This is a genomic window from Mycobacterium sp. (genome assembly GCF_044370595.1).
GTDB lineage: Bacteria > Actinomycetota > Actinomycetes > Mycobacteriales > Mycobacteriaceae > Mycobacterium.
On record NZ_JBILVF010000063.1, the window covers coordinates 1 to 18722 of the forward strand.

The following is an 18722-nucleotide window of genomic DNA, read 5'->3' on the forward strand; positions in this document are numbered from 1 at the left end:
CGGCGATACCGTGGGCTGCGAGCAGTTCCGGCAGCCGAGCAACGTCGGCGCTAGCGAGGAGCAGCGGGGCCCCGAAGCGTTCGGTGAGCAATGTGGCCGCATCCGCAGCGCTCAACCGGGCATCGCGGGGCAGTCGGGTCAGCACCGAGTAGGTTTCGACCAACGCGTGGCCGCTCAGGGCCACCGGGCGACGGTTCCACCATCGGACAACCTCACGATGGGCGCGGTGGTTGCTCAACAACAGCGGTACCGCGACGCTGGTATCGACGGCGATCACACCGGTCAACGCCGACCGGCATCCAGCAGTCCGAAGACGTCACCGTCATCAATTTGCGCATCTCCGGTCGCCACCAGCACACCTTCTTCGCGAACGAGGCGGGCCGTCCGACCGGTGGGCAGGATTTGCAGTCCCGCACCATAGGGCGAGATATCCACGGTGGATCCGGCGCGAAGGCCAAGGGCATCGCGAAGCACCTTCGGCACGACGACGCGCCCGACCGAGTCCACAGTCGCCTCCATAGGGATTATGCTACCAGGCAGTTCCCAGCAGGAGCAGCAGCAAGTACGACCACACTAACTTTGCGCATCCCTTCCGCCAGAGCAATGGCCGCGCCACCCGCGAATTCTTCGACTTCTGCTTGCCGAACACGGAAGCGGACTCAACTGGGAGAAGACCGATTCGTCCGAGTTACATGGCGCATGTCACGCTGCGCGAGCTGGATCCAACCTCAGCGGCTTAACCCGATGTTCGCCAAGATTCTCGACGTCGATCCCGCATACGATTTCTAAGCACCGGCCAGTTGGCACAAGGAGAACGTTGCGGGGCGACGGGGTTCGATCGCGCGACCAAGCCGTTATGAGGCCCGCAGTCCGGGCAAATCGCTCTTCTTCCCACGATCGCCGGCCGAGACCGAATAGATCGGCTCTACAAGAGCCTTCCCTGGACATAAACGATGACCAGGGTCGCCAAGAGGCGTATCACTGGGAAACACCGGATCTACCAGGAGTTAGTAGGGCGGGTCGGACTTGAACCGACGACCAACGGATTAGCGAACGGCGGTTCTTGAGAGCGACCGCTGTTTCCTGTTATATCAGGTGCCGCAACATCTTTCGACATATCCGTAACCCAATAAGACCTGCCGATTCCGGCCATTTCCCGGTCATATTCGATGAATAAACGATGACCGGAATCCCCCGGATTTTGGGGCTTCCCAGGTCGGATCGGAAGTCGCGGCAAAACTTCGTGGACCCTACTAGCAACCTGAAACTCTTCTTCGGGGTGGAAGTAAGTCATCGTGGATTCTCCTTATCGGAGTTGGCGGCAACGGCAGGACCGCGCCCCTTCCGATCGCGGTAGCGTGAGGTGCACGTCGAAGCCGTGATGGAAGGAGGACTCGCGGTGACCCGCACAGAGTCGCCGAACCCATTTCCCGGTCGGCCCGCATCCGAAATGCAAGTGCTGGCGAACACGATCGCCACCCGCGCCGTAACGGCGTCAACGAAGCTCGAGAATCGCGCAGTGCCCACGGGACACGTCCGTTCTAGGGGCGTGAAAACCCTGCTCGCAGAACGTCAAGCGCGTAAGCGCTAAGCACGTCGCCACTTCGGGCGGCGCAACAATCGGGCCGCGGCCGTCTCAATCGTCCTCACGCCCCGACTGCATTGGGGTTCATGCGCGTGGCGACGGCTCGGAGCTGATCGGCAACGCCGACCAGCACGGTGGCCACATCAGCCTCTGGCCCCTGGTCTTCACGGATCATGGCCAACAGTCGTTCGCGGGCCACGGTCGAAGGCGGCAGGCCACGGTCCGCGGCGATACGTTCGATCGCTTCAAACTCATCGGGGTTCAGGCGAACCTGCAGGACCCTGCTGCGAGCGCGGTTAGGCCGGCCGACCGCGACGTGGGCCGGGATGGGGCGGTCGGTCTGGTCAGTCTCGGCGGCTTCGGCTTCGGCCGCGATTGCAGCGAGCTTGTCGGCGGTCTTATCACTCATCAGGGCCTCCCTGGTAGTAGTAGCGGCGGTCGCGGCTATTCGACTTCCATGCACTCGCACCGTTCGTAACGCCGTCCATGACGTAAGTGATGACCGTCATGACTGAAGCCGCTGAAGGCGAAAAACCAATGGTGCGAACACCTTCGCCGGTACGCGAGTTGTAGTCGGGGTCGAACACGACCGCGTCGGGATCGGTCAGCGCTTCGCTGGCCTGTGTGACGGTGACGCCATGCTTGGCGAGATATTCGCCTCTTTTCGTCCAATCCACCGTCACATCGTGAAGTGTATTACATTAGAAATACGGATTCCACCTCTGCTCGGCCACACTGATCTCCCCTGTAGAAGGAGTGTCAAGAATCAGCCGAGGCCCGCAACGGTGGTGCCGGTGGGGCTGGTGGGGCCGGCTGGACTCATTGGCGCGACTGTACCGAATCTGTACGGAAGAACCGGGGAAGAGGGCAAAAATACCCTCTGAAATGGTGGGGCGGGCGGGGCTCGAACCCGCGACCAGCGGATTAGCGAAACCGAGTTCCGGCCTTCTCCTTAGGAGTCCGAATAGTGCTGTGGCCCAATTGAATCAAGCTTCAATGAGAACCTGTTGGACCCTTCTGGATCCGGTCGTATCCTGGACATATTCGATGAATAAACGATGACTCGGTAAACGGCCGTGAATCGGGTTTGCTGGCCGAAGCCGGTACAGACAACTCCCGGACTACCGGCGTTCAGTGGGTCTCCCCCGGTTCGCAGGCCAGCGTGGGATCAGCACAGATGCTTGTCGGCATGACCGGCGAGTTGGAATGCGGGTCGCGGTCGACCGTGACCGAGGACTCGTCCGGAGCTGACGGGTCGGCTTCGTCGGCGGCCGCGGGTGCCGAAAGAAGGCCCGAAGACACCGTTAGCGCCATCATGCCGGCTATGGCAAACCCTGCCGCGCCAAGCGCAATTCGCTTCAACACCATCTATTTTCCCTTCTTCAATGAGCGGCTGCTGAGGCCCTGTCTGAGATCAGGCTTCGCTGTACCGCTCGGGCGGGGTGCGCCCACAGCGCCACTACGCCTACCTGCGCCACCGCCAGCAGGGCGACCGTGGGACCGGTCGGCAGGCCGGCGTGGTAGCTGAGGAGAAGACCCGCCACACCGGCCATCAGGCCGGAGGCGACCGCGATGGCGAACATGGCATTGAGCGAACGGCCGAGCATCCTGGCAGTCACCGCCGGCGCGACGATCAACGTCACCGCCATCAGTACGCCGACGGTCACCAGGCCGGCGACGACGGTCATCGACAGCACCACCAGCAGCGCCGAATCAATAAGCCCGACGCGCATTCCCACGGTGCGTGCGTGCACCGCATCGAACGTCGTCGCCAGCAGCGCGGGCTTCATCGCGGCGAGTGTCCCGATGACGATCACGACCAGTGTCACGTCGACGATCACGTCGAACCGACTCACGGTGAGCGGATTTCCGAACAGCACGTGGGCCAGCGCCCGGGGTTCGCTCTGCAGGGAGACGCCGATGACGCCCAGTGCGAACAAGCCCTGGCCGACAACACCGATCGCGCCGTCTTCGGGCACCCGGGCCCGGACGACCAGCAGCGAGATGAACAGAGCCATTGCCAACGCCGCGATCAAGCCGCCGACCAACAGGCTGCCCCCGATGATGGCCGCACCGGCCACCCCGGCCAGCATCCCGTGACTCATCGCGTCGGTGAGGTACACCAGGCGCCGCGAGAGCGCCCATACCCCGCACGCCGGCGCGGCCATACAGACGGCGATGGTCGCCACGGCTGCGCGCACCATGAAGTCGTATGCGAAGGGCTCCGTGAGCCACCCGGACCAGTTCACACCGCAACCCGGCGCAGGAAGATGCTCTCGATCCCGTCGGCGTCGAGCACGCTGGCCGCCGGCCCGTCAGCCACCACGGCACCGCCGCTGAGGGCGACGACCCGGCTGAAGCTCCCGCGGGCGATGTCGACCTCGTGCAGGACGCAGCACACCGCCAGGTCGCCGACGGTCAGGCGTTGGACCAGAGCCAGCACGGTGTCGACGGTCTCCAGGTCCAACCCGGCCAGCGGCTCATCCATCAGCAGCACGTCCGGCTGCTGGACCAGCGCCCGAGCCAGCAGGACCCGCTGCGCCTGGCCTCCCGACAGTTCACTGACGGCGCGATCACCGAGATCGTGCAGGCCCACCGCGGCCAGTGCGGTGTCCACGGCGTCCCTGTCGCCGCGGCTGCCACGGCGCCACCACCGGTTGCGAGTGCGCCCCGCTGCCACCACCTGACCGACCGAGAACGGTAGATCCCAGCGCGCCTCGGAGCGTTGGGGAACGTAAGCAACCTCGACCGTCCTGGCGGTGTGATGGCAACTTTCGGCATGCAGGACCACCTCGCCGCGCGCTGCCGGTTCGATACCGCACAGCGCTCGCAGCAGAGACGACTTGCCGCTCCCGTTGCGCCCGACGATCGCCACCGCCTCGCCCGGCCACACCGCCAGATCGGTCGGCTGCAGGGCGCATCGGCGGCCGTAGGTGACCGAGAGGCGGCGGGTCTCCAGTACCGGTGTTGCGTGCCGGTTCATCCGGCACCGTTGATCGAACGGGCCACCACGGTGGAGTCGGACCAGCCCACCAGCAGCCGACCCAACCCGTCCCAGCACAGCGCTGCCGCCGGGGAGTCCCGGCGCATCGAGTCGATCGCCGGCTCGGGTCGGCCGGGCCGCGCACGGGCCGGGTGCCACACCGCGACGCTGCCATCGGAGGCCGCCCCGGCGACCAAGCCGCCACGAGACGCCCAGGCGACGGCGACGACGGCCTCCTCGTGACCGCACAGCACCCGCGGTGTGGATCCGCGCGGCCCGCGGCCGGTGAAGTCCCACACCGTCACGTCGCTTCCACCTCCCGAAGCCAACATCGTGGAGTCCGGGCTGAACGCCAACGCGCTGATCTTTCTGGGATAGCCCGACATTGACAGTTCGTCGCCACTGCGGCCCAGTCGCCACACGTGCAGCGTCGCATCCTGGTTGCCGGTGGCAATCCACTTGCGGTCGGGGCTCACCGACAGCGCCAGCAGCGAACCGGTGAAGGGCATCTGGTCGCGGGGGGCGGTCCTAGAGGCGTGGTGAAGGTGCACGCCTCCATAGGCGGCCGAAGCGACCCGACGGTTCACCCACGCTACCGCCGTCACGGTGCTCGCACGCTCGCCGCTGAAGATCTCTGTCCCGGCGGCATCCAGGACGACGACGCTGCGGCCGACCCCGGAGGCAAGGCGAGTCCCGTCGGGACTCCACGCAACCGAGGAGCACCACCCGCCCCGTCGCTCGGCGATCATCGTGCCCGCGCGATCCAGGATCAGCGCCCCGTCGAGGGTTCCGAGGGCGAGGTGGTCCCCGTCCGGGGACCACGCCGCCGCCAGGCACCCCGTTGACACCACCTGGCGGCACTGCAACTCGCCCTCGGCGGAGATCAGGCTCAATGAGCCCTCCGCTCCCGCCACGGCGACGCGGCCGTCCTCGGCCGCCGACAGTGCCGCGACCCCGTCGTCCACCTCGACCCGCCAATCTCGGGCGGTCACCGGCGCGGAGCTCACGTCACCGGCTCCAGGCAGGCCAGAAAGCCTGTCTCGAGTTCCGTGCGGTCGAGGTTACGGCCGATGAAAACCATTCTGTTGGTCCGTTTTTCGTCTGCGTGCCAGGGTCGGCCTTCGGTGCCGTCGAAGAGCATGTGCACGCCCTGGAAGACGTACTGATTCTCCTCCCCGGCAATGGCGAGGATGCCCTTGCTGCGGAAGATGTCGACGCCCTTGGTGGACAGCAACTCCCCCAGCCAGTCGTTGAGGTGGTCGACCACCACTTCGCCGTCCACCTTGATGCTCACCGACGTCACACTCTGGTCGTGCTGGTGATCGGTCTGCTCGAGGAACGCCGGGTCCTCGGCCAGCACCCGCTGCAGATCGAAGGCGCCCACATCCAGAATGAAGTCCAAGTCGACGTTGGCGTTCTCAGCGCGGACGATGTCGGCGGCGACATTGATCGCCCGCAGCCGGCCCTCGACGTCGGCCAGCCGTTCAGAACCGACCAGGTCGACTTTATTGAGGATCATCCGGTCTGCGAAGGCGACCTGCTCGACGGCTTCGTTCTCGACGCCCTCCGGTTTGACCTCGTCGAGGTGGTCCAGCACGTGCGCCGCATCGACGACCGTCACGATCGCGTCCAGCCGCAGCTGATCGCGGATCTCATCGTCGACGAAGAAGGTCTGAGCCACCGGAGCAGGATCGGCCAGACCCGTTGTCTCGATGAGGATCTGGTCGAATCGGTCGCGGCGGCGCATCAACGCCGACAGGATCCGGATCAGGTCGCCGCGGACGGTGCAACAGATGCACCCGTTGTTCATCTCGAAGATCTCCTCCTCGGCGTCGAGGACGAGCGCGTCGTCGATTCCCACCTCACCGAACTCGTTCTCGATCACCGCGATCCGCTTTCCGTGCTCCTCGCGCAGGATCCGGTTCACCAGCGTCGTCTTCCCTGCACCCAGGAAGCCGGTGATCACCGTCACCGGTATCCGCTGGTCAGTCGTGGTCGTCATGGTCGATTCCTCCTGGGTGATCGTTGAGTGCGATGCTGAGTTCCTCATGGCCGATCTCGGCGGCCGGCTTGGCGAACTTCCAGGCTCGCCGCGGCGGGCCAAGGTCGGCGATGACGGTTTCCACTGGGGGGCAGCCGGGTTCGCTGCAGGCCAGTTGCTGAACCAGGATCGGAGCGTCCTCGTCGAGTTGACGCACTGACCGCACGATCAGCTTCAGACGTCGGATGTGTTCGACCGGGGCTCGGGGGGACGATCCCGCGCCACCGGGAATCACGATGCCCGGCACCCCAGGCCTTTCGCGATCCGGTCGAGGTTGCCGTCCATCACACTCAGGTAGTTCTCGTCAGGGCCTATGGATCCCCGCGGGTCGAATTCCAGCGCCGACAGCAGGCTGATCTGAGCGCCGATCTCATCGGCGACCGTCTGGGAAAGATCACTCGGCAGAGCGTCTTCGAAGAAGACCGTCTTGACGTTGTCCTGCCGGGCGATCTCAGCGATGGACTGCAGCGTCTTGGGGTCCGGCTCGTCCTCCGGGGTGACCCCGGCGATCGGGACCTGTTGCAGGCCGTAGGCGTCGGCGAGATAGCCGAAGGCCGCATGACTGGTGACCAGCACTCGCGTGTCGCAGTTGGTCAATTCCGTGCGGTACCGGGCATCGAGTCCCTCAAGGCTTGTCCGTAATTGCGCCAAATTGGTCTCGACCGTCGGTGCCAGCTGCGGCAGGGCCGTTTCGATGGTGCCCGCAGCGGCGTCGGCCATCGCGATCATCTCCACCGGAGACAGCCACACGTGCGGGTCCTTACCGCCGGCCAGTGTCTCCTTGCCGATGTCACCGGCAGTCAGCAGTTCCACACCGGGGGCGGTGAGGAGATCCTCGGCCACGGCGTCGGCCCCGAGTTGGTCGACCGCCCGCTGCACATCGGGCTGGAAGTCCGCACCCAGGTAGAGAACAACGTCAGCCTTGTCGATTTCCTTGCGGTCCTTGGCGTCCAGGGCCAAGTCGTGGGGCTCGGTGCCTTCCGGTGTCAGCGAGATCACCGACGCCTGGTCGCCGACCAGCTCCTGGGCCAGCCACTGCACCGGATAGAAGTTCGTCACGATCAGCGGCTGCTCGGCACCGGCGGCCGACTGCTCACCCTCAGCGACCGGCGGACGCTCCGAGCGGGTGCCGCAACCAGAGGATGCCAGGACTACAGGAACCAAGGCCGCCAGCACTGCCATCGCCAGGCGCATCACGTCTCTCCTTATTGAAAACGATTTTCATTAAGCAATGTACCGTGCCGATGGCCTTGGTGCCAACACGCCGAGGCGACTTCCCCTGAACCGCAGACCGTTGCCGCTGGCCCCGGGCCATGCCGGTCACCGCAACAAGTGGGTGCGCGCGAACTGCAGCGAATCGGCCAGTAACGCTCGTCGCTCGTTGGCACTGCGCGCTCCAGAGGTGCTGACCTCAAGGATCACCTGCCCGCCAAAGTTGCTGTCCGCCAACATGTTGCAGATCTCCACGGCGGGCTGGGTTCCGCGACCGGGCACCAGGTGCTCGTCAGTGGCGGCACCGGTGCCGTCGCACAGGTGCAGATGCGTCAGGCCAGCCCCCATCCTTCGGGCCATGTCCAACGCATCGGTGCCGGCGGTTGCGGTGTGCGACAGGTCCAGCGTGTAGTGCCTATGGCCACCGTCAAGCGGGTCGTAGGACGGGGCGAACGCCGAGACCGCCACTCCCGGTTGCCCGCCACGTCGGCGCATCCGTTCGATCGAAGGAGTCCCTGAACCGAAGAACCGGTCGGCGCGGAACGGGAACATGTTCTCCACCGCCACCAGCACGTCGCCTCTTTGCTCCAACCGCGCCACCTGATCGGAGAACCCCTCGGCGTAGCGGCGCTGCCAGCGAAACGGCGGATGCACAACCACCGTGGCGGCGCCGAGACGTTCGGCGGCGACCACGCTCATCTCGAGTTTGGCGATCGGATCGGATCCCCAGACGCGCTGTGAGATCAGCAGGCAGGGGGCATGCACCGAGAGCACCGGGACCCCGTACCGGCGCGAAAGTTCGGCGACCGCAACCACGTTCTGGCTCAGCGGTTCTGCCCACACCATCAGCTCGACGCCGTCATAGCCCAGGTCCGCGGCGTAGGCGAAGGCCGCCTCGGCACGTAGCGGGTAGACCGAAGCCGTCGACAGACCGACTTTGATAGCGGGGCGCATCCCGGCCCGGGTTAACCGCGGGACATCAGTACCGGTGGACCAGCCGCGCCGAGCTGCCGGCGCTCAGCGCGGGGACCGCTTGCCATAGCGCTGCTCGAAGCGGGCCACCCGTCCCGCGGTGTCGAGAACCTTCTGCCGACCGGTATAGAAAGGATGGCTGGCGCTGGAGATCTCGACGTCGATCACCGGGTAGGTCTTACCATCCGACCACTCGATCGTCTGGTCTGAGGTGGCCGTCGAGCGGGTCAGGAAGGCGAAGTCCGCGCTTCTGTCGCGAAAGACCACATATCCATAGTCGGGATGGATTCCCGGTTTCATATCTCCTCCAAGGGTTAGCGCCTGACGTGATTGCGACGAGTGGACCTCCGTCGCGCGGTTGAGGTGGTTCTAGCCGACCCGGCGAGAGCGTTTGCGCCGAGATGGTGGCCGGAATGCGTTGTAGGTCAATCCAACCGGCATGAGGGCCTGGCCCGGACCGCCGGCCTCCAACCAGCCGATCAATTCGTCCATGGCGGACTTGGTGTGCATCCTCGCCAGCCAAACCAGGCCTTGGCCCTGTTGGCGGCGCCGAGCATGCGGATGGACGACGATGACGTCCCTGCGGTCACAGGGACCCAGGCAATCACTCGTGCGCAGTTGTACGGAGTGAAGCCGTTGGCGCAGATACTCCAAGCGGGCGGCGGCCTGTTTCGGGTCATCGGTGCCGCAGCAGCACCCTCTGCAGATAGTCAGTGCGCAATCCGGCTTCACGGTTCCTCTCTGTCGGTCGAAGGGAACTACACCCTCAATCCTTATTGATAATCGTTGTCATTAAGGATAGCAGCCTCCGCCGAGCGACTTGTCATAAACATATGCGCATGTAATTATTAGATTACGAACATGAAAGGAAGCGATCCCATGACCGCCCACCCGACACATTCCGATCACGACCATGACCACGGGCCGTCCTGTGGCCACGTTGCCGTCGAACATGACGGCCACGTCGACTACCTCCACGACGGCCATGCGCACCATCTGCACGGCGATCACTACGACGAACACACGATAAGCGCGCACGTCACCGCCGAGGTTCACGACCACACCCATGGGGACGGTTGCGGCCATAAGGCCATCGCGCACGAGGATCACATCGACTATCTCCACGGCGCGCACCGGCACGCGCTGCACGGGGATCACTACGACGAGCACTGACCGTCAGCGTGACTGATCCCGGTCGCTCATGACCGAACGTGGGTCGGACCTGCAAGGTGGGGCCGAGGCGGACAGCCTCGACCTCAGGTACCGGCGGGTGACCGAGATGTTTGCCGCCCTCGCATCACCGGTACGGGCGGCCATCATCGACCTGCTCTCGGTGAAGGGCCACACCGTCAGCGCCATTGTCGAGGCACTCGGCATCTCCCAACCGCTGGCCTCGCAGCACCTACGCACCCTGCGAATGGCCGGCTTGGTGGAGGTGGAACGCGACGGGCGCACCTCGGTCTACCGACTCGCCGACGAACACGTGGCGCACATCTTCCTCGACGCTCTGCAGCACAGCCGCGAAACGCCTGGGTGAATTCACGGAACTCAACAAACGGGTGGCTGTTGTCCGAGCCGGAAAACCCCCGGGCGCCGGCGCAAAGTTGAGAACCGGCCGATTGGCCGCAGTTGTCCCCCGCCGACGCCACCATCATGGGAGCCGGGGACCTACTTTTTGCGGTCGGCTCTGGCAACGTCCATCACGACCACGAACTCCAGCAGCGAAGCGCCGGTAGACACCGGGTTGGCCCGCTCGCCGGCGTGGGCGGCGATCGCCGGCCCGGACGCCCAGGCCTCGAACGCCTCCTCGGACTCCCACTGGGTGACTACGAAGTAGCGGTCCTCGCCCTTCACCGGACGCAGCAACTGGAAACCGAGAAACCCCGGCTGGTTGTCGACTGCGTGGGCACGGTGGGCGAACCGCTTCTCCAGTTCCGGTCCAGCGCCCGGCGGCACCTCGATTGCGTTGATCTTCACTACGGCCATGGGGTCAGGTTTCATCGTTCCTCGTCTCGGTGGTGGTTGGGTCGCGCGGTGAGTTGATCGCGAATGTCGGGCAACTCGTCGCAGGGGTCGGCGTGCCAGTCGCCGAACGGGTCTGGGTACTGCGACCATTCGCGCGGTAGGGCCAGTTCGTGATCGGTGAGGAGTGCGCCCCGCAGGGCGCTGTCGATCTCATCGGGTTGCGCACCGCAGATCAGCACTGCCATGGATATGTGGCGGTCGCCGAATCGGTCGTCCCACCCCATCGCCGCAAGTGCACGCCGCTCGGGGTCGGTGCGGGCCAGCTCGTTGGGTTCCATTGCCGCCAGCCATGTTCCGGCGTTCTCGACGAGCACGCCGCCACCGGCTGACTCGATCCACATGACCTCGTCGAGCCGGTTGGCGACGAAGGCCCGGCCTCGGGTCCGCACGACACCGTCGAGCAGCATGTCGACAGCGGCGTGCAGGCGCTGAGGGTGAAAGGGCCGCCGTGCGGTGAACTCCATGAGCGTGACCTCGCCGGCGGGATCCAGTGGTGGTTGGCCGGCCAGCAGGGGATCGTGCGGGTCGCGTCGCCTGCCGCGGCGCGTGTGCGGGTCGAGGTGTGCCAGAGCCTGCTCGACCCGGTCGACGCCGACGGTGATGCGGGCCAGTGGCGCCAGCCGCCGCAGAACCGACAGCGTGGTGGTATCAGGCTGGTTGAGCACCAGCAGGTCGGCGAATTCCGCCTGGCCCACGACGACCTGGGCGACGGTCCGGCCATCGTCGAGTTCGTCGGAACCGACCGCCTGGTGCAACCAATCGTCGGAGTCAACTGTTGCGACCACTGCGTCGATGCGGACGTCACGTCCGGCCGGGCCGTCGATGTAGCCGTGTCCGACGTGAACCGGCACCTCGTTGATCGCCACGCAGACGGGTTCGGGTTCCGACCACGGTGCCAGCAGCACGACGATGCGCGTCACGTCGTCGCGACGGTGCAGCCTTCGCAGCAATACCAGCAGGTCGTTGCGGGTCGTGCAACAGACGCAGCCATTGGTCAACTCCAACGGCCAGTCACTGGTCGACAACTCACCGTCGCGCATCATGCTGACCCAGCGCCGCACCACCTGCCCGTCGTATTCGTGCCCGACGACCAGCGTGCCGGGGGTGCCCATCAGGGTGCCCGCCACTCGGTCGCTGTCACCCTGGCCGGTGACAAGGACTACCGGTGTACGCATTTGCCACCTTCGTATTGAAAACGATTTTCATCTAGCCGTCCGTCACGGTACCTTGCCGGTGAAGGCTTGTTGAAAACGATTGTCATTTATCTCAACGTGAAGGGGGCTCCGTGTCCGCGCACTGTCAGGTGACCGGGCGTTCACCGAGTTTCGGCAACTCGGTGTCGCACTCGCATCGTCGTACCCGCCGGCGCTGGAACCCCAACATCCAGCGCAAGACCTACTTCTTGCCGTCACAGGGGCGCAACATCACGCTGCGGGTCAGCACCAAGGGCATCAAGGTGATCGACCGCGACGGAATCGAAGCCGTCGTTGCCCGGCTGCGGGCCGCAGGGCAGAGGATCTGATGGCGAGCACCGAGATTCGTCCGGTGGTGAAGCTTCGCTCCACCGCCGGCACCGGTTACACGTATGTCACTCGCAAGAACCGGCGCAACGATCCCGACCGGTTGGTGCTCAAGAAGTATGACCCGATCATCCGCCGGCATGTCGATTTCCGCGAGGAGCGCTGAGATGGCCAAGAAATCCAAGATCGTCAAGAACGAACAGCGCCGCGCCATGGTGGCGCGTTACGCCGAACGCCGCGCCGAACTGAAGGACACTATCCGACGCCCATCGAGCACTGTCGGCGAGCGCGTCGCCGCCCAGTCGGCGCTGCAACGGCTGCCGCGGGATTCCAGCGCTGTGCGGCTCCGCAATCGTGACGCCGTCGACGGTCGGCCCCGCGGTCATCTGCGCAAGTTCGGCCTGTCCCGCGTCCGGGTCCGGGAAATGGCACACCGCGGCGAGTTGCCCGGTATTCGCAAGGCGAGTTGGTAACCGGCGATGGCAGGCAGAAGCAAGCCGTCCCGGCGACCACCCGCAGCCGATCCGCCGCGCAAGAAGGCCAACCCCCTCACCAAGCTCGGCATCACGACGGTCGACTACAAAGACACCGCACTGCTGCGGACGTTCATCTCCGAGCGAGGCAAGATCAGATCCAGGCGCGTCACCGGGCTAACCGTTCAGCAACAGCGCCAGGTGGCAATGGCGATCAAGAACGCCCGCGAAGTGGCACTACTGCCGTTCGCAGGTCCTTAGCTTAGCCAGGTGGACACGCCCGGCGTCGCCCTAACCAGGTGAGCCTGGTCGACGGCGGGGTGGTCATCGATCAGATATCAACCGGAGTTGCCGGGCCACTGAAACACTTTCGGCCCGGCGCGGCGGACTTTTCCACGGCCACCGTCAGGCTTCCAACATCTCGATGACCCAGGACCCCTACATGAAGCGCGGTGGGGTTCACCAGCCGGCCAGATTCCGTTCTCCTGGCTGGCCTTCTTCGACGGCGGCCACGCCTTTCTTTTCCAGCAGCGTCAGAAGTTCGCCGCGACGGTCGACGCCTTTCTGAAGTAGATCTACACTCGGCACATGCGGCTCGCTGCGGCAGCCCTGGTCGGGTTGCTGATGGCCGGTTGTGCCACGCCGGCCTCGGAGGCTCCCGCGCCGCCTCCCACTGAGGCCCAACTCGCCGAATCACTGCAGACCGGCTTGCAGACGCGCCTCGACGCCCATCGCGCCGACCACGGCTACCCCGGAGCGATGGTCGGCGTGTGGACTCCCGGCGGCGCCTGGATCGGCGTGACCGGACTCGCCGGCCGCGGCTCGAGCCGTCCGCCCGCACGCGCGGACCACACCCGGATCGGCAGTGTGACAAAGACGTTCACCGTGATGGCGTTGCTGCAACTGGTCGACCGTGGGCAGGTCTCTCTGGCCGACACCATCGGCACCTACATCCCCGGGCTGCCCAACGGCGTCACCGCTACGCTGCGCGACCTGGCCCGGATGACCAGCGGCATCCCAAGTTACAACGACAACCTCGACTTCATCCGGGCCTGGGCGGCTGACCCCGCGGGAACGGTCGTCACGCCCGAACAGCTGGTCGACTACGCCAAGACCCAGCCCGCACTGTTCCCGGCGGGAAGCAAGTTTCACTACAGCAACACCAACACGGTGCTGCTGGGGATGGTGATCGAGAAGGTCACCGGCCGTCCGGTCGCCGAGGTGTTACGCACGAATATCTTTGAGCCGCTTAAACTGTCGGGCACGTCCTTCGCGGGGCAGTCCCCGGGTCTGCCGCAACCGCACCTGGAGGGAATCACCGACCAGCCCGGGGCCGAGGTCGCGGCGCTGGGAATCCCGGTGCCGCCGGGCGGGCCGCTCCGCGACTCCACTTTCTGGAACCCGTCCTGGGAGTTCACCGCGGGGGCGATGATCTCCACCCTCGACGACCTGCGCACCTGGACTCGGGCGCTGGCCGACGGCGGCGGCCTGGTTTCACAGGACATTCAGCGCGAGCGCAAGGCCTCGGTGGGCACCGTGCTGGGCCGGCTCGACCCCGACGACCCGGATGCGACCTACGGGCTGGGCTTCTTCTCGGTCCGCGGTTGGCTGGGTCACGACGGGTCGGTTCCCGGGTACACCACCTATGCCGCCTACCACCCGCAGAAGCAGACCTCGGTGGTGGTCCTCGTCAACTCCGACATCCGCACGCCGGATCAGCCCGGAGGCCCCGCCGTCGCCTTGGCCGAGGAGATCCAGGCCGCTCTGGACGGCTGAGGGTGGCTCGAGAACGTCCGGGTGTGTGATCCGCAGGTAGGCGAAATAGACCCCATGCTTGCTTGCGAACTCACCGACACCGAGGTTGTCGATTGCCTGAAAATCGGCCCCCAGGACATGCTCTCCCGCCTGGACATGCCCGTGGGGTCCGACGGTGCCAACAAGTTCGCGCCCAGCGCTAATTCAGTTCGTTGACCCACGGTAGATAACGATCTCTCTGTCCACGTCCTTAATCAGCGTCGGCCAATCCCGGTAGTCCATGGTCAGTCCGTCTTGGTATCGCCGTGCCCCGGATCGGACCGTCTCAACGATGTTCATCGCGACCTGATAGAACTCGTCGTAGCGCGGGTCGTCCATCTCGATGTCCAGTTCGCCGCTATTCTCGCTTTCATACGAGGCGAAGTAACGACAGACGTAACTCTCTCCGTCGGGGAACTCGACAAGATAACGGGTGCCGGGGTGGTTGTCGTCGTATTCCTCAAGGACTCCGAATTGAAATTCCTCCTCAGGATGGAAGTAAGTCATTGCGACTTCTCCTTGTCGGGTGTGGTGGGAACGACGTGAGCACCGGTCTTCGAGTAGTGAATAGTGCCGCGAGTGGTGGGCCTGGCATGACCAGTCTTCGAGTTCCTGTGCATACCGATGACAACTCCGAAGTCGACAACCTCTCGATTGGGCGGATACCACGTTCCGGTGCCGGCATTCAGCTCGACAAGGTGCTGCAACTCCATGATTGACAACGTGATCGTTGACTTCGACGCATCGTGATTAGGCTGTCCGGGCATGTGTTTGGCTTGTTTCCCGAAGTGCAGGACCGTGGTCAATCCCCTGACATTGCGAAATTCGTGATCAGCCCTCGCAATCAGACGGCTTCGTGGCTTACTCATGCCGCCTTCCTAAACGAGGATCGAAGGAAACTGTCCGGCGCATAGATATGAGTGGGAATGCCCAGTGCCAAGGGGTATTTGAGGACGCCGTATGCATCACTCCCGTACACCACCAGGTTGGTCGGCATACATGCGTCGCAAATAATCCGGATCTCTTCAATCACGCGTGGCCGGTTCTCGCGCGACTTTGTGCAGCCGTATAACCCGATGGCAAGTGTTGAACGTGTGGGCACTCCTGCTAGGGCATAAGGAACCGAGTTGCGGCCGCTGACCCGGACGTTGGGAATCACATTGTGACCGTCTGCCTGCATACGAGCGCCCAGCAACTGGTTACGGAAGATGTTGTGAATCTGTTGAGCTCTAGGCAGGTTCCGGTAAGTCGAGTAGTCAGGGCTGATTACCCCGGCGAATCCACGGAATTTCTTGAAGTACTGCTCGGGCGAGGCCCAGAAGCGCTCTGTCTTGTAGTCGTCTTCATAGGCGTGGACCCATGCTTGGGGATCTGGTTGACCCATCTTGGAGGCCTCGGTGAAAGCGATCAAGCGTTCAGGCACCAGTGAGCAGGCGTCGATCTTCGGAATGTCATGCGGACCAACCAAAGTCAGTCCATCAAGTAGCCGCCCGTTGAATACGTCCCGGCGGTCACGCGCCTTCTTCGTAGGGCGTTCGGCTACACGGGTAGGCAGCGCTACCCTCGTGGGATCACTTTCAACGCCGATCTCGAAGAGCACCGATTGTTCGAGGGGTCGCAGGGTCCTCTTGAAACTCGTCATGAGGAGCACACCGTAGGGACATCGACCACGACGGAAACGAATGGGCCGGGCAGGCGTCCCGCATCTGCCGCATTAGCCCGGAGGGATAACATCAAGCCGTCCCTTCCGTGCTTTGCCGCGCAGATCGGACTCCATCGACGGTTGCAGCCGTCGAGATTCGCTGGGTGGGCGCTTGCAGGCGCCCACCCAGCGCTCATTTTTTGCCTGATTGATCACCGGCTGCCTTTCGCTTCAAACCGTTCCTACCGGGGCTAGCGTCGGTGCCCAGTGGGACGTCCACTGCCCACTCCAGTATGGAGCCTAGATCGACACGCCTTAAGACGACACGCCGAAGTAAACACAATATATGGTGTTTGAAAGCGCCTTATAACACATCATCTAGTGCAAATCAGGCACATGGATGCTCTGCGAAGCCACTCGCCTATCTACTCGAATGACCGGCTTCAGCGGCATCCTGCAAGGCATGCACCAGAGCACCGACACTTCGATCGGACCGTTATCGGGCCCGAAGGCCGGGCAGATCGCTCTTGTTCCCGCGATCGCCGGTCGAGACCGAGCAGATCGGCTCTACGAGAGCCTTTACGTGGACATAAACGATGAATAAACGATGACCCGGGGCGCCGAGAGGCGTAGCACTGGGAAGAAACCGGATCTACCAGGAACTAGTAGGGCGGGTCGGACTTGAACCGACGACCAACGGATTGACGAACCTGGGTTCCGTTCATATCCTCAAGAATTCGAATAGTACTGTGCCCCAATGGAATCAGGCAGTAGTGAGAACTTGCTAAAACCGCCTGGCTCCCATCGCTTCTTGGACATTTTCGATGAATAAACGATGACTCCCTAAACGACCGAAAATCGGGTTTGCTGGCCGAAACCGGACCGCGAAACGGACCCCACGCCGTCTCACTTCGTCCAAAAGAGAAGGGCGGGAAGCACACCACCGTGCTCGCCCCGCCCTTCTGATGGATCGCACTACGCTGCCTGCCCGCCAGAGTCCATGATGCGCGCGACCTCCAATTCCAGGACGTCACTGAAACGGTGGCGGACGTGCGGGCGCAACTTGCCATATTTCGGCCAGTCCCGTTCAACACCCACTCCGAAAGCGTCGTCGGAAACAGATTTCTCGGTAAACAAGCACCCCTGCTCAGCCGGAATTTGATCCGTACCTCCCAGGCCAAGACAACAGCCATGCTGCAGCTTTCGTCTTCAACCTTGCCTCGGACAGTACAAGTCGTTGAGCGGTAGTACTTCGCGCCGGCTCAAGTGAGCGACCCCCAGCTCGTCTTCCCATTCCTCAAGGTTGTCATCAACGCTCACGGATTCAAGAGATCCCGAGAAGGAAACCAGCAGAGCTTCAGTGTGATGACTAGCTTTGCAAACGCTGACTACGCCACCCGTGAGCTCGATGACGATGCCAATGTCGGTGGTGTATTGCCAGACTGTTTCGTCGTCTTTCAGTTGCGATATCGCGTCTCGAACAACGTAGACCGCAACGACCTTGTCACCCTTGTTTCGGAAGAAGGCTCGACCGCTTCTGATTTCATCGTCAAGACGTTCGGCCCCACGCTCAACGCTCAATTGCGGATACTCTTCGGAGTAGCCCTCGAAGTCCGACACAGTTAATTCGCTGCGCACCGTGTATTCGCGCCCCTCGATAGCAATCACGACCGCGCCAAATGCGAAAAGCGAATTGCCACGCTCCGGCAGCCTGTCACCGGTGACGAGACGCCACGTTCCGCCTAGCAACTCAGATAGGTGCTGCAAAGAGGCTATGTTCAGTTCCGACTCTGCAACGCGCATTGTCATGAGTGGCTGCCTTTCGGGATGAAGTGGATCTTCTGGTTTGGCGCGATACCGCGACCTTTGGTCATGATCCTGATTGAGACCGCCGGACTGTTCTCGGTGCTCGTTATGGGACGAATAACGACGTGCGAACCGTCATCGAAGAACGCACCCTCGCCTTTGCCATTAGGCAGTGACCTCACCCGGCCGCCCTTCGAGAGAGCCTTCCAGAACTCCCTGGCCGTCTCATTCGGGTTCTCAGATCTGATGATTCGCGAGTTGTCGCCCTTCTCACCGAATCTGCCGCCCGGGGTTAGTCGATACTTTTTGGCGAGTCGGTCGACATTGCGAGCGAGGCGCTCAAATGAACTGGGGGAGGACGAATACCCGCCACCGGATTGCGATCCCATGTCAGCGCGCCTCCTTGCGTGCGCGCGTACGTTCAACTTCCATGTGGACGATCGCGGTGCGCCGTGCGAGCCCGCGAAGGTGCGAGTGATCCATTGTCCCGTAGAGAAATACGGTTGAGGGTTCCAGACGTTCGATCATCGCCTGCATTCCGTGCACGAATCCATGCCGCAGCCTTCCGTCCCGCCAACAACCGTGATTGGACACCGCTACGGCCGAACCTGGCTTGACTCCGAGAAAGCAATACTCGTAATCACGGCTATCGCACCAGCGCACGTGCGG

28 protein-coding genes and 1 pseudogene are annotated in these 18722 nt (G+C 63.6%); 8 read left to right on the top strand and 21 right to left on the bottom strand.

The genetic code is table 11. The features are described 5' to 3' along the window. Positions 1 to 286: PIN domain-containing protein (locus tag ADBZ5N_RS10270; protein ID WP_526257387.1), on the bottom strand; the 286-nt coding region annotated here is incomplete at its 3' end. Then, the gene (locus tag ADBZ5N_RS10275) at positions 283 to 519 is read right to left on the bottom strand and encodes an AbrB/MazE/SpoVT family DNA-binding domain-containing protein (RefSeq protein ID WP_526257388.1); all 237 of its coding nucleotides are present in this window, start codon (positions 517 to 519) and stop codon (positions 283 to 285) included. The genes ADBZ5N_RS10270 and ADBZ5N_RS10275, both read right to left, overlap by 4 nt. Positions 520 to 563: 44 nt before the next feature. Here ADBZ5N_RS10275 and ADBZ5N_RS10280 point away from each other — a divergent pair. Continuing rightward, positions 564 to 789 (top strand): annotated as a pseudogene (locus ADBZ5N_RS10280) (Fic/DOC family protein); the annotation flags it as partial. 857 nt (positions 790 to 1646) lie between these two features. Here the strand turns inward: ADBZ5N_RS10280 and ADBZ5N_RS10285 are convergent. The 12 genes from ADBZ5N_RS10285 to ADBZ5N_RS10340 all read right to left on the bottom strand — a co-directional run bounded on the left by ADBZ5N_RS10285 (position 1647) and on the right by ADBZ5N_RS10340 (position 9303). Further along, entirely contained in the window at positions 1647 to 1994 is a 348-nt protein-coding gene (locus ADBZ5N_RS10285; RefSeq protein WP_526257389.1) for a CopG family transcriptional regulator, read from the bottom strand. Continuing rightward, the gene (locus ADBZ5N_RS10290; RefSeq protein WP_526257390.1) at positions 1987 to 2268 is read right to left on the bottom strand and encodes a transposase; all 282 of its coding nucleotides are present in this window, start codon (positions 2266 to 2268) and stop codon (positions 1987 to 1989) included. Before ADBZ5N_RS10290 ends, ADBZ5N_RS10285 begins: the two co-directional genes overlap by 8 nt. Positions 2269 to 2716: 448 nt before the next feature. After that, on the bottom strand, positions 2717 to 2953 hold the full coding sequence (locus ADBZ5N_RS10295) for a hypothetical protein (protein ID WP_509666039.1): 237 nt from the start codon (positions 2951 to 2953) through the stop codon (positions 2717 to 2719). Positions 2954 to 2967: 14 nt separating this feature from the next. After that, on the bottom strand, positions 2968 to 3789 hold the full coding sequence (locus ADBZ5N_RS10300) for a metal ABC transporter permease (RefSeq protein ID WP_526257391.1): 822 nt from the start codon (positions 3787 to 3789) through the stop codon (positions 2968 to 2970). 41 nt (positions 3790 to 3830) lie between these two features. Continuing rightward, positions 3831 to 4568 (bottom strand): metal ABC transporter ATP-binding protein, encoded by a 738-nt coding sequence (locus ADBZ5N_RS10305; RefSeq protein ID WP_526257392.1) that lies wholly within the window; start codon positions 4566 to 4568, stop codon positions 3831 to 3833. After that, positions 4565 to 5575 carry a WD40 repeat domain-containing protein gene (locus tag ADBZ5N_RS10310; protein WP_526257393.1) on the bottom strand — a complete coding sequence of 337 codons (1011 nt, stop codon included), beginning with the start codon at positions 5573 to 5575 and terminating at the stop codon, positions 4565 to 4567. Before ADBZ5N_RS10310 ends, ADBZ5N_RS10305 begins: the two co-directional genes overlap by 4 nt. Then, positions 5572 to 6570 (bottom strand): CobW family GTP-binding protein, encoded by a 999-nt coding sequence (locus ADBZ5N_RS10315; protein ID WP_526257394.1) that lies wholly within the window; start codon positions 6568 to 6570, stop codon positions 5572 to 5574. Before ADBZ5N_RS10315 ends, ADBZ5N_RS10310 begins: the two co-directional genes overlap by 4 nt. Further along, complete coding sequence (locus tag ADBZ5N_RS10320) at positions 6554 to 6775, bottom strand: hypothetical protein (RefSeq protein ID WP_526257395.1); 222 nt, start codon at positions 6773 to 6775, stop codon at positions 6554 to 6556. Before ADBZ5N_RS10320 ends, ADBZ5N_RS10315 begins: the two co-directional genes overlap by 17 nt. Positions 6776 to 6840: 65 nt before the next feature. Beyond that, complete coding sequence (locus tag ADBZ5N_RS10325) at positions 6841 to 7803, bottom strand: metal ABC transporter substrate-binding protein (RefSeq protein ID WP_526257396.1); 963 nt, start codon at positions 7801 to 7803, stop codon at positions 6841 to 6843. 126 nt (positions 7804 to 7929) lie between these two features. Further along, positions 7930 to 8775, bottom strand: a complete 846-nt coding sequence (locus ADBZ5N_RS10330) for a sugar phosphate isomerase/epimerase family protein (RefSeq protein ID WP_526257397.1) — start codon at positions 8773 to 8775, stop codon at positions 7930 to 7932. Positions 8776 to 8838: 63 nt separating this feature from the next. Next, on the bottom strand, positions 8839 to 9093 hold the full coding sequence (locus tag ADBZ5N_RS10335; RefSeq protein WP_526257398.1) for a type B 50S ribosomal protein L31: 255 nt from the start codon (positions 9091 to 9093) through the stop codon (positions 8839 to 8841). Positions 9094 to 9162: 69 nt separating this feature from the next. After that, the gene (locus ADBZ5N_RS10340; RefSeq protein ID WP_526257399.1) at positions 9163 to 9303 is read right to left on the bottom strand and encodes a hypothetical protein; all 141 of its coding nucleotides are present in this window, start codon (positions 9301 to 9303) and stop codon (positions 9163 to 9165) included. A 351-nt stretch (positions 9304 to 9654) separates the two neighbouring features. Here ADBZ5N_RS10340 and ADBZ5N_RS10345 point away from each other — a divergent pair, with 351 nt between their 5' ends. Beyond that, positions 9655 to 9966, top strand: a complete 312-nt coding sequence (locus tag ADBZ5N_RS10345) for a hypothetical protein (RefSeq protein WP_526257400.1) — start codon at positions 9655 to 9657, stop codon at positions 9964 to 9966. A gap of 106 nt (positions 9967 to 10072) precedes the next feature. Continuing rightward, positions 10073 to 10330, top strand: coding sequence for an ArsR/SmtB family transcription factor (locus ADBZ5N_RS10350; protein WP_526257410.1), 258 nt, complete (start codon positions 10073 to 10075; stop codon positions 10328 to 10330). Positions 10331 to 10461: 131 nt separating this feature from the next. Here the strand turns inward: ADBZ5N_RS10350 and mhuD are convergent, their stop codons facing one another. Both mhuD and mrf read right to left on the bottom strand, forming a co-directional pair. After that, positions 10462 to 10779 carry a mycobilin-forming heme oxygenase MhuD gene (mhuD, locus tag ADBZ5N_RS10355; protein ID WP_526257401.1) on the bottom strand — a complete coding sequence of 106 codons (318 nt, stop codon included), beginning with the start codon at positions 10777 to 10779 and terminating at the stop codon, positions 10462 to 10464. An 11-nt stretch (positions 10780 to 10790) separates the two neighbouring features. After that, positions 10791 to 11993: a ribosome hibernation factor-recruiting GTPase MRF gene (gene mrf, locus ADBZ5N_RS10360; protein WP_526257402.1), complete on the bottom strand. Its 1203-nt coding sequence runs from the start codon at positions 11991 to 11993 to the stop codon at positions 10791 to 10793. 110 nt (positions 11994 to 12103) lie between these two features. Here mrf and rpmB point away from each other — a divergent pair, with 110 nt between their 5' ends. From rpmB to ADBZ5N_RS10385, 5 genes are all read left to right on the top strand, one after another. After that, the gene (gene rpmB / locus ADBZ5N_RS10365; protein WP_509636021.1) at positions 12104 to 12340 is read left to right on the top strand and encodes a 50S ribosomal protein L28; all 237 of its coding nucleotides are present in this window, start codon (positions 12104 to 12106) and stop codon (positions 12338 to 12340) included. After that, positions 12340 to 12504: a 50S ribosomal protein L33 gene (rpmG, locus tag ADBZ5N_RS10370; RefSeq protein WP_509636019.1), complete on the top strand. Its 165-nt coding sequence runs from the start codon at positions 12340 to 12342 to the stop codon at positions 12502 to 12504. Before rpmB ends, rpmG begins: the two co-directional genes overlap by 1 nt. A 1-nt stretch (position 12505) precedes the next feature. Further along, positions 12506 to 12811, top strand: coding sequence for a 30S ribosomal protein S14 (gene rpsN / locus ADBZ5N_RS10375; RefSeq protein WP_526251192.1), 306 nt, complete (start codon positions 12506 to 12508; stop codon positions 12809 to 12811). A 6-nt stretch (positions 12812 to 12817) separates the two neighbouring features. After that, positions 12818 to 13072 (top strand): 30S ribosomal protein S18, encoded by a 255-nt coding sequence (rpsR, locus tag ADBZ5N_RS10380; RefSeq protein ID WP_526257403.1) that lies wholly within the window; start codon positions 12818 to 12820, stop codon positions 13070 to 13072. A gap of 327 nt (positions 13073 to 13399) precedes the next feature. Next, a complete protein-coding gene (locus tag ADBZ5N_RS10385) occupies positions 13400 to 14587 on the top strand; it encodes a serine hydrolase domain-containing protein (protein WP_526257404.1) in 1188 nt (395 codons plus the stop codon). Positions 14588 to 14770: 183 nt separating this feature from the next. Here the strand turns inward: ADBZ5N_RS10385 and ADBZ5N_RS10390 are convergent, their stop codons facing one another. The 5 genes from ADBZ5N_RS10390 to ADBZ5N_RS10410 form a co-directional block, all read right to left on the bottom strand. Then, entirely contained in the window at positions 14771 to 15112 is a 342-nt protein-coding gene (locus tag ADBZ5N_RS10390) for a hypothetical protein (protein ID WP_526257405.1), read from the bottom strand. After that, entirely contained in the window at positions 15109 to 15474 is a 366-nt protein-coding gene (locus ADBZ5N_RS10395; RefSeq protein ID WP_526257406.1) for a polymorphic toxin type 50 domain-containing protein, read from the bottom strand. Before ADBZ5N_RS10395 ends, ADBZ5N_RS10390 begins: the two co-directional genes overlap by 4 nt. Next, positions 15471 to 16247, bottom strand: a complete 777-nt coding sequence (locus ADBZ5N_RS10400; protein WP_526257407.1) for a DUF4417 domain-containing protein — start codon at positions 16245 to 16247, stop codon at positions 15471 to 15473. Before ADBZ5N_RS10400 ends, ADBZ5N_RS10395 begins: the two co-directional genes overlap by 4 nt. Before the next feature lie 1209 nt (positions 16248 to 17456). Then, positions 17457 to 18056: a hypothetical protein gene (locus tag ADBZ5N_RS10405; protein WP_526257408.1), complete on the bottom strand. Its 600-nt coding sequence runs from the start codon at positions 18054 to 18056 to the stop codon at positions 17457 to 17459. A gap of 387 nt (positions 18057 to 18443) precedes the next feature. Next, positions 18444 to 18722: DUF4417 domain-containing protein (locus ADBZ5N_RS10410; protein WP_526257409.1), on the bottom strand; the 279-nt coding region annotated here is incomplete at its 5' end.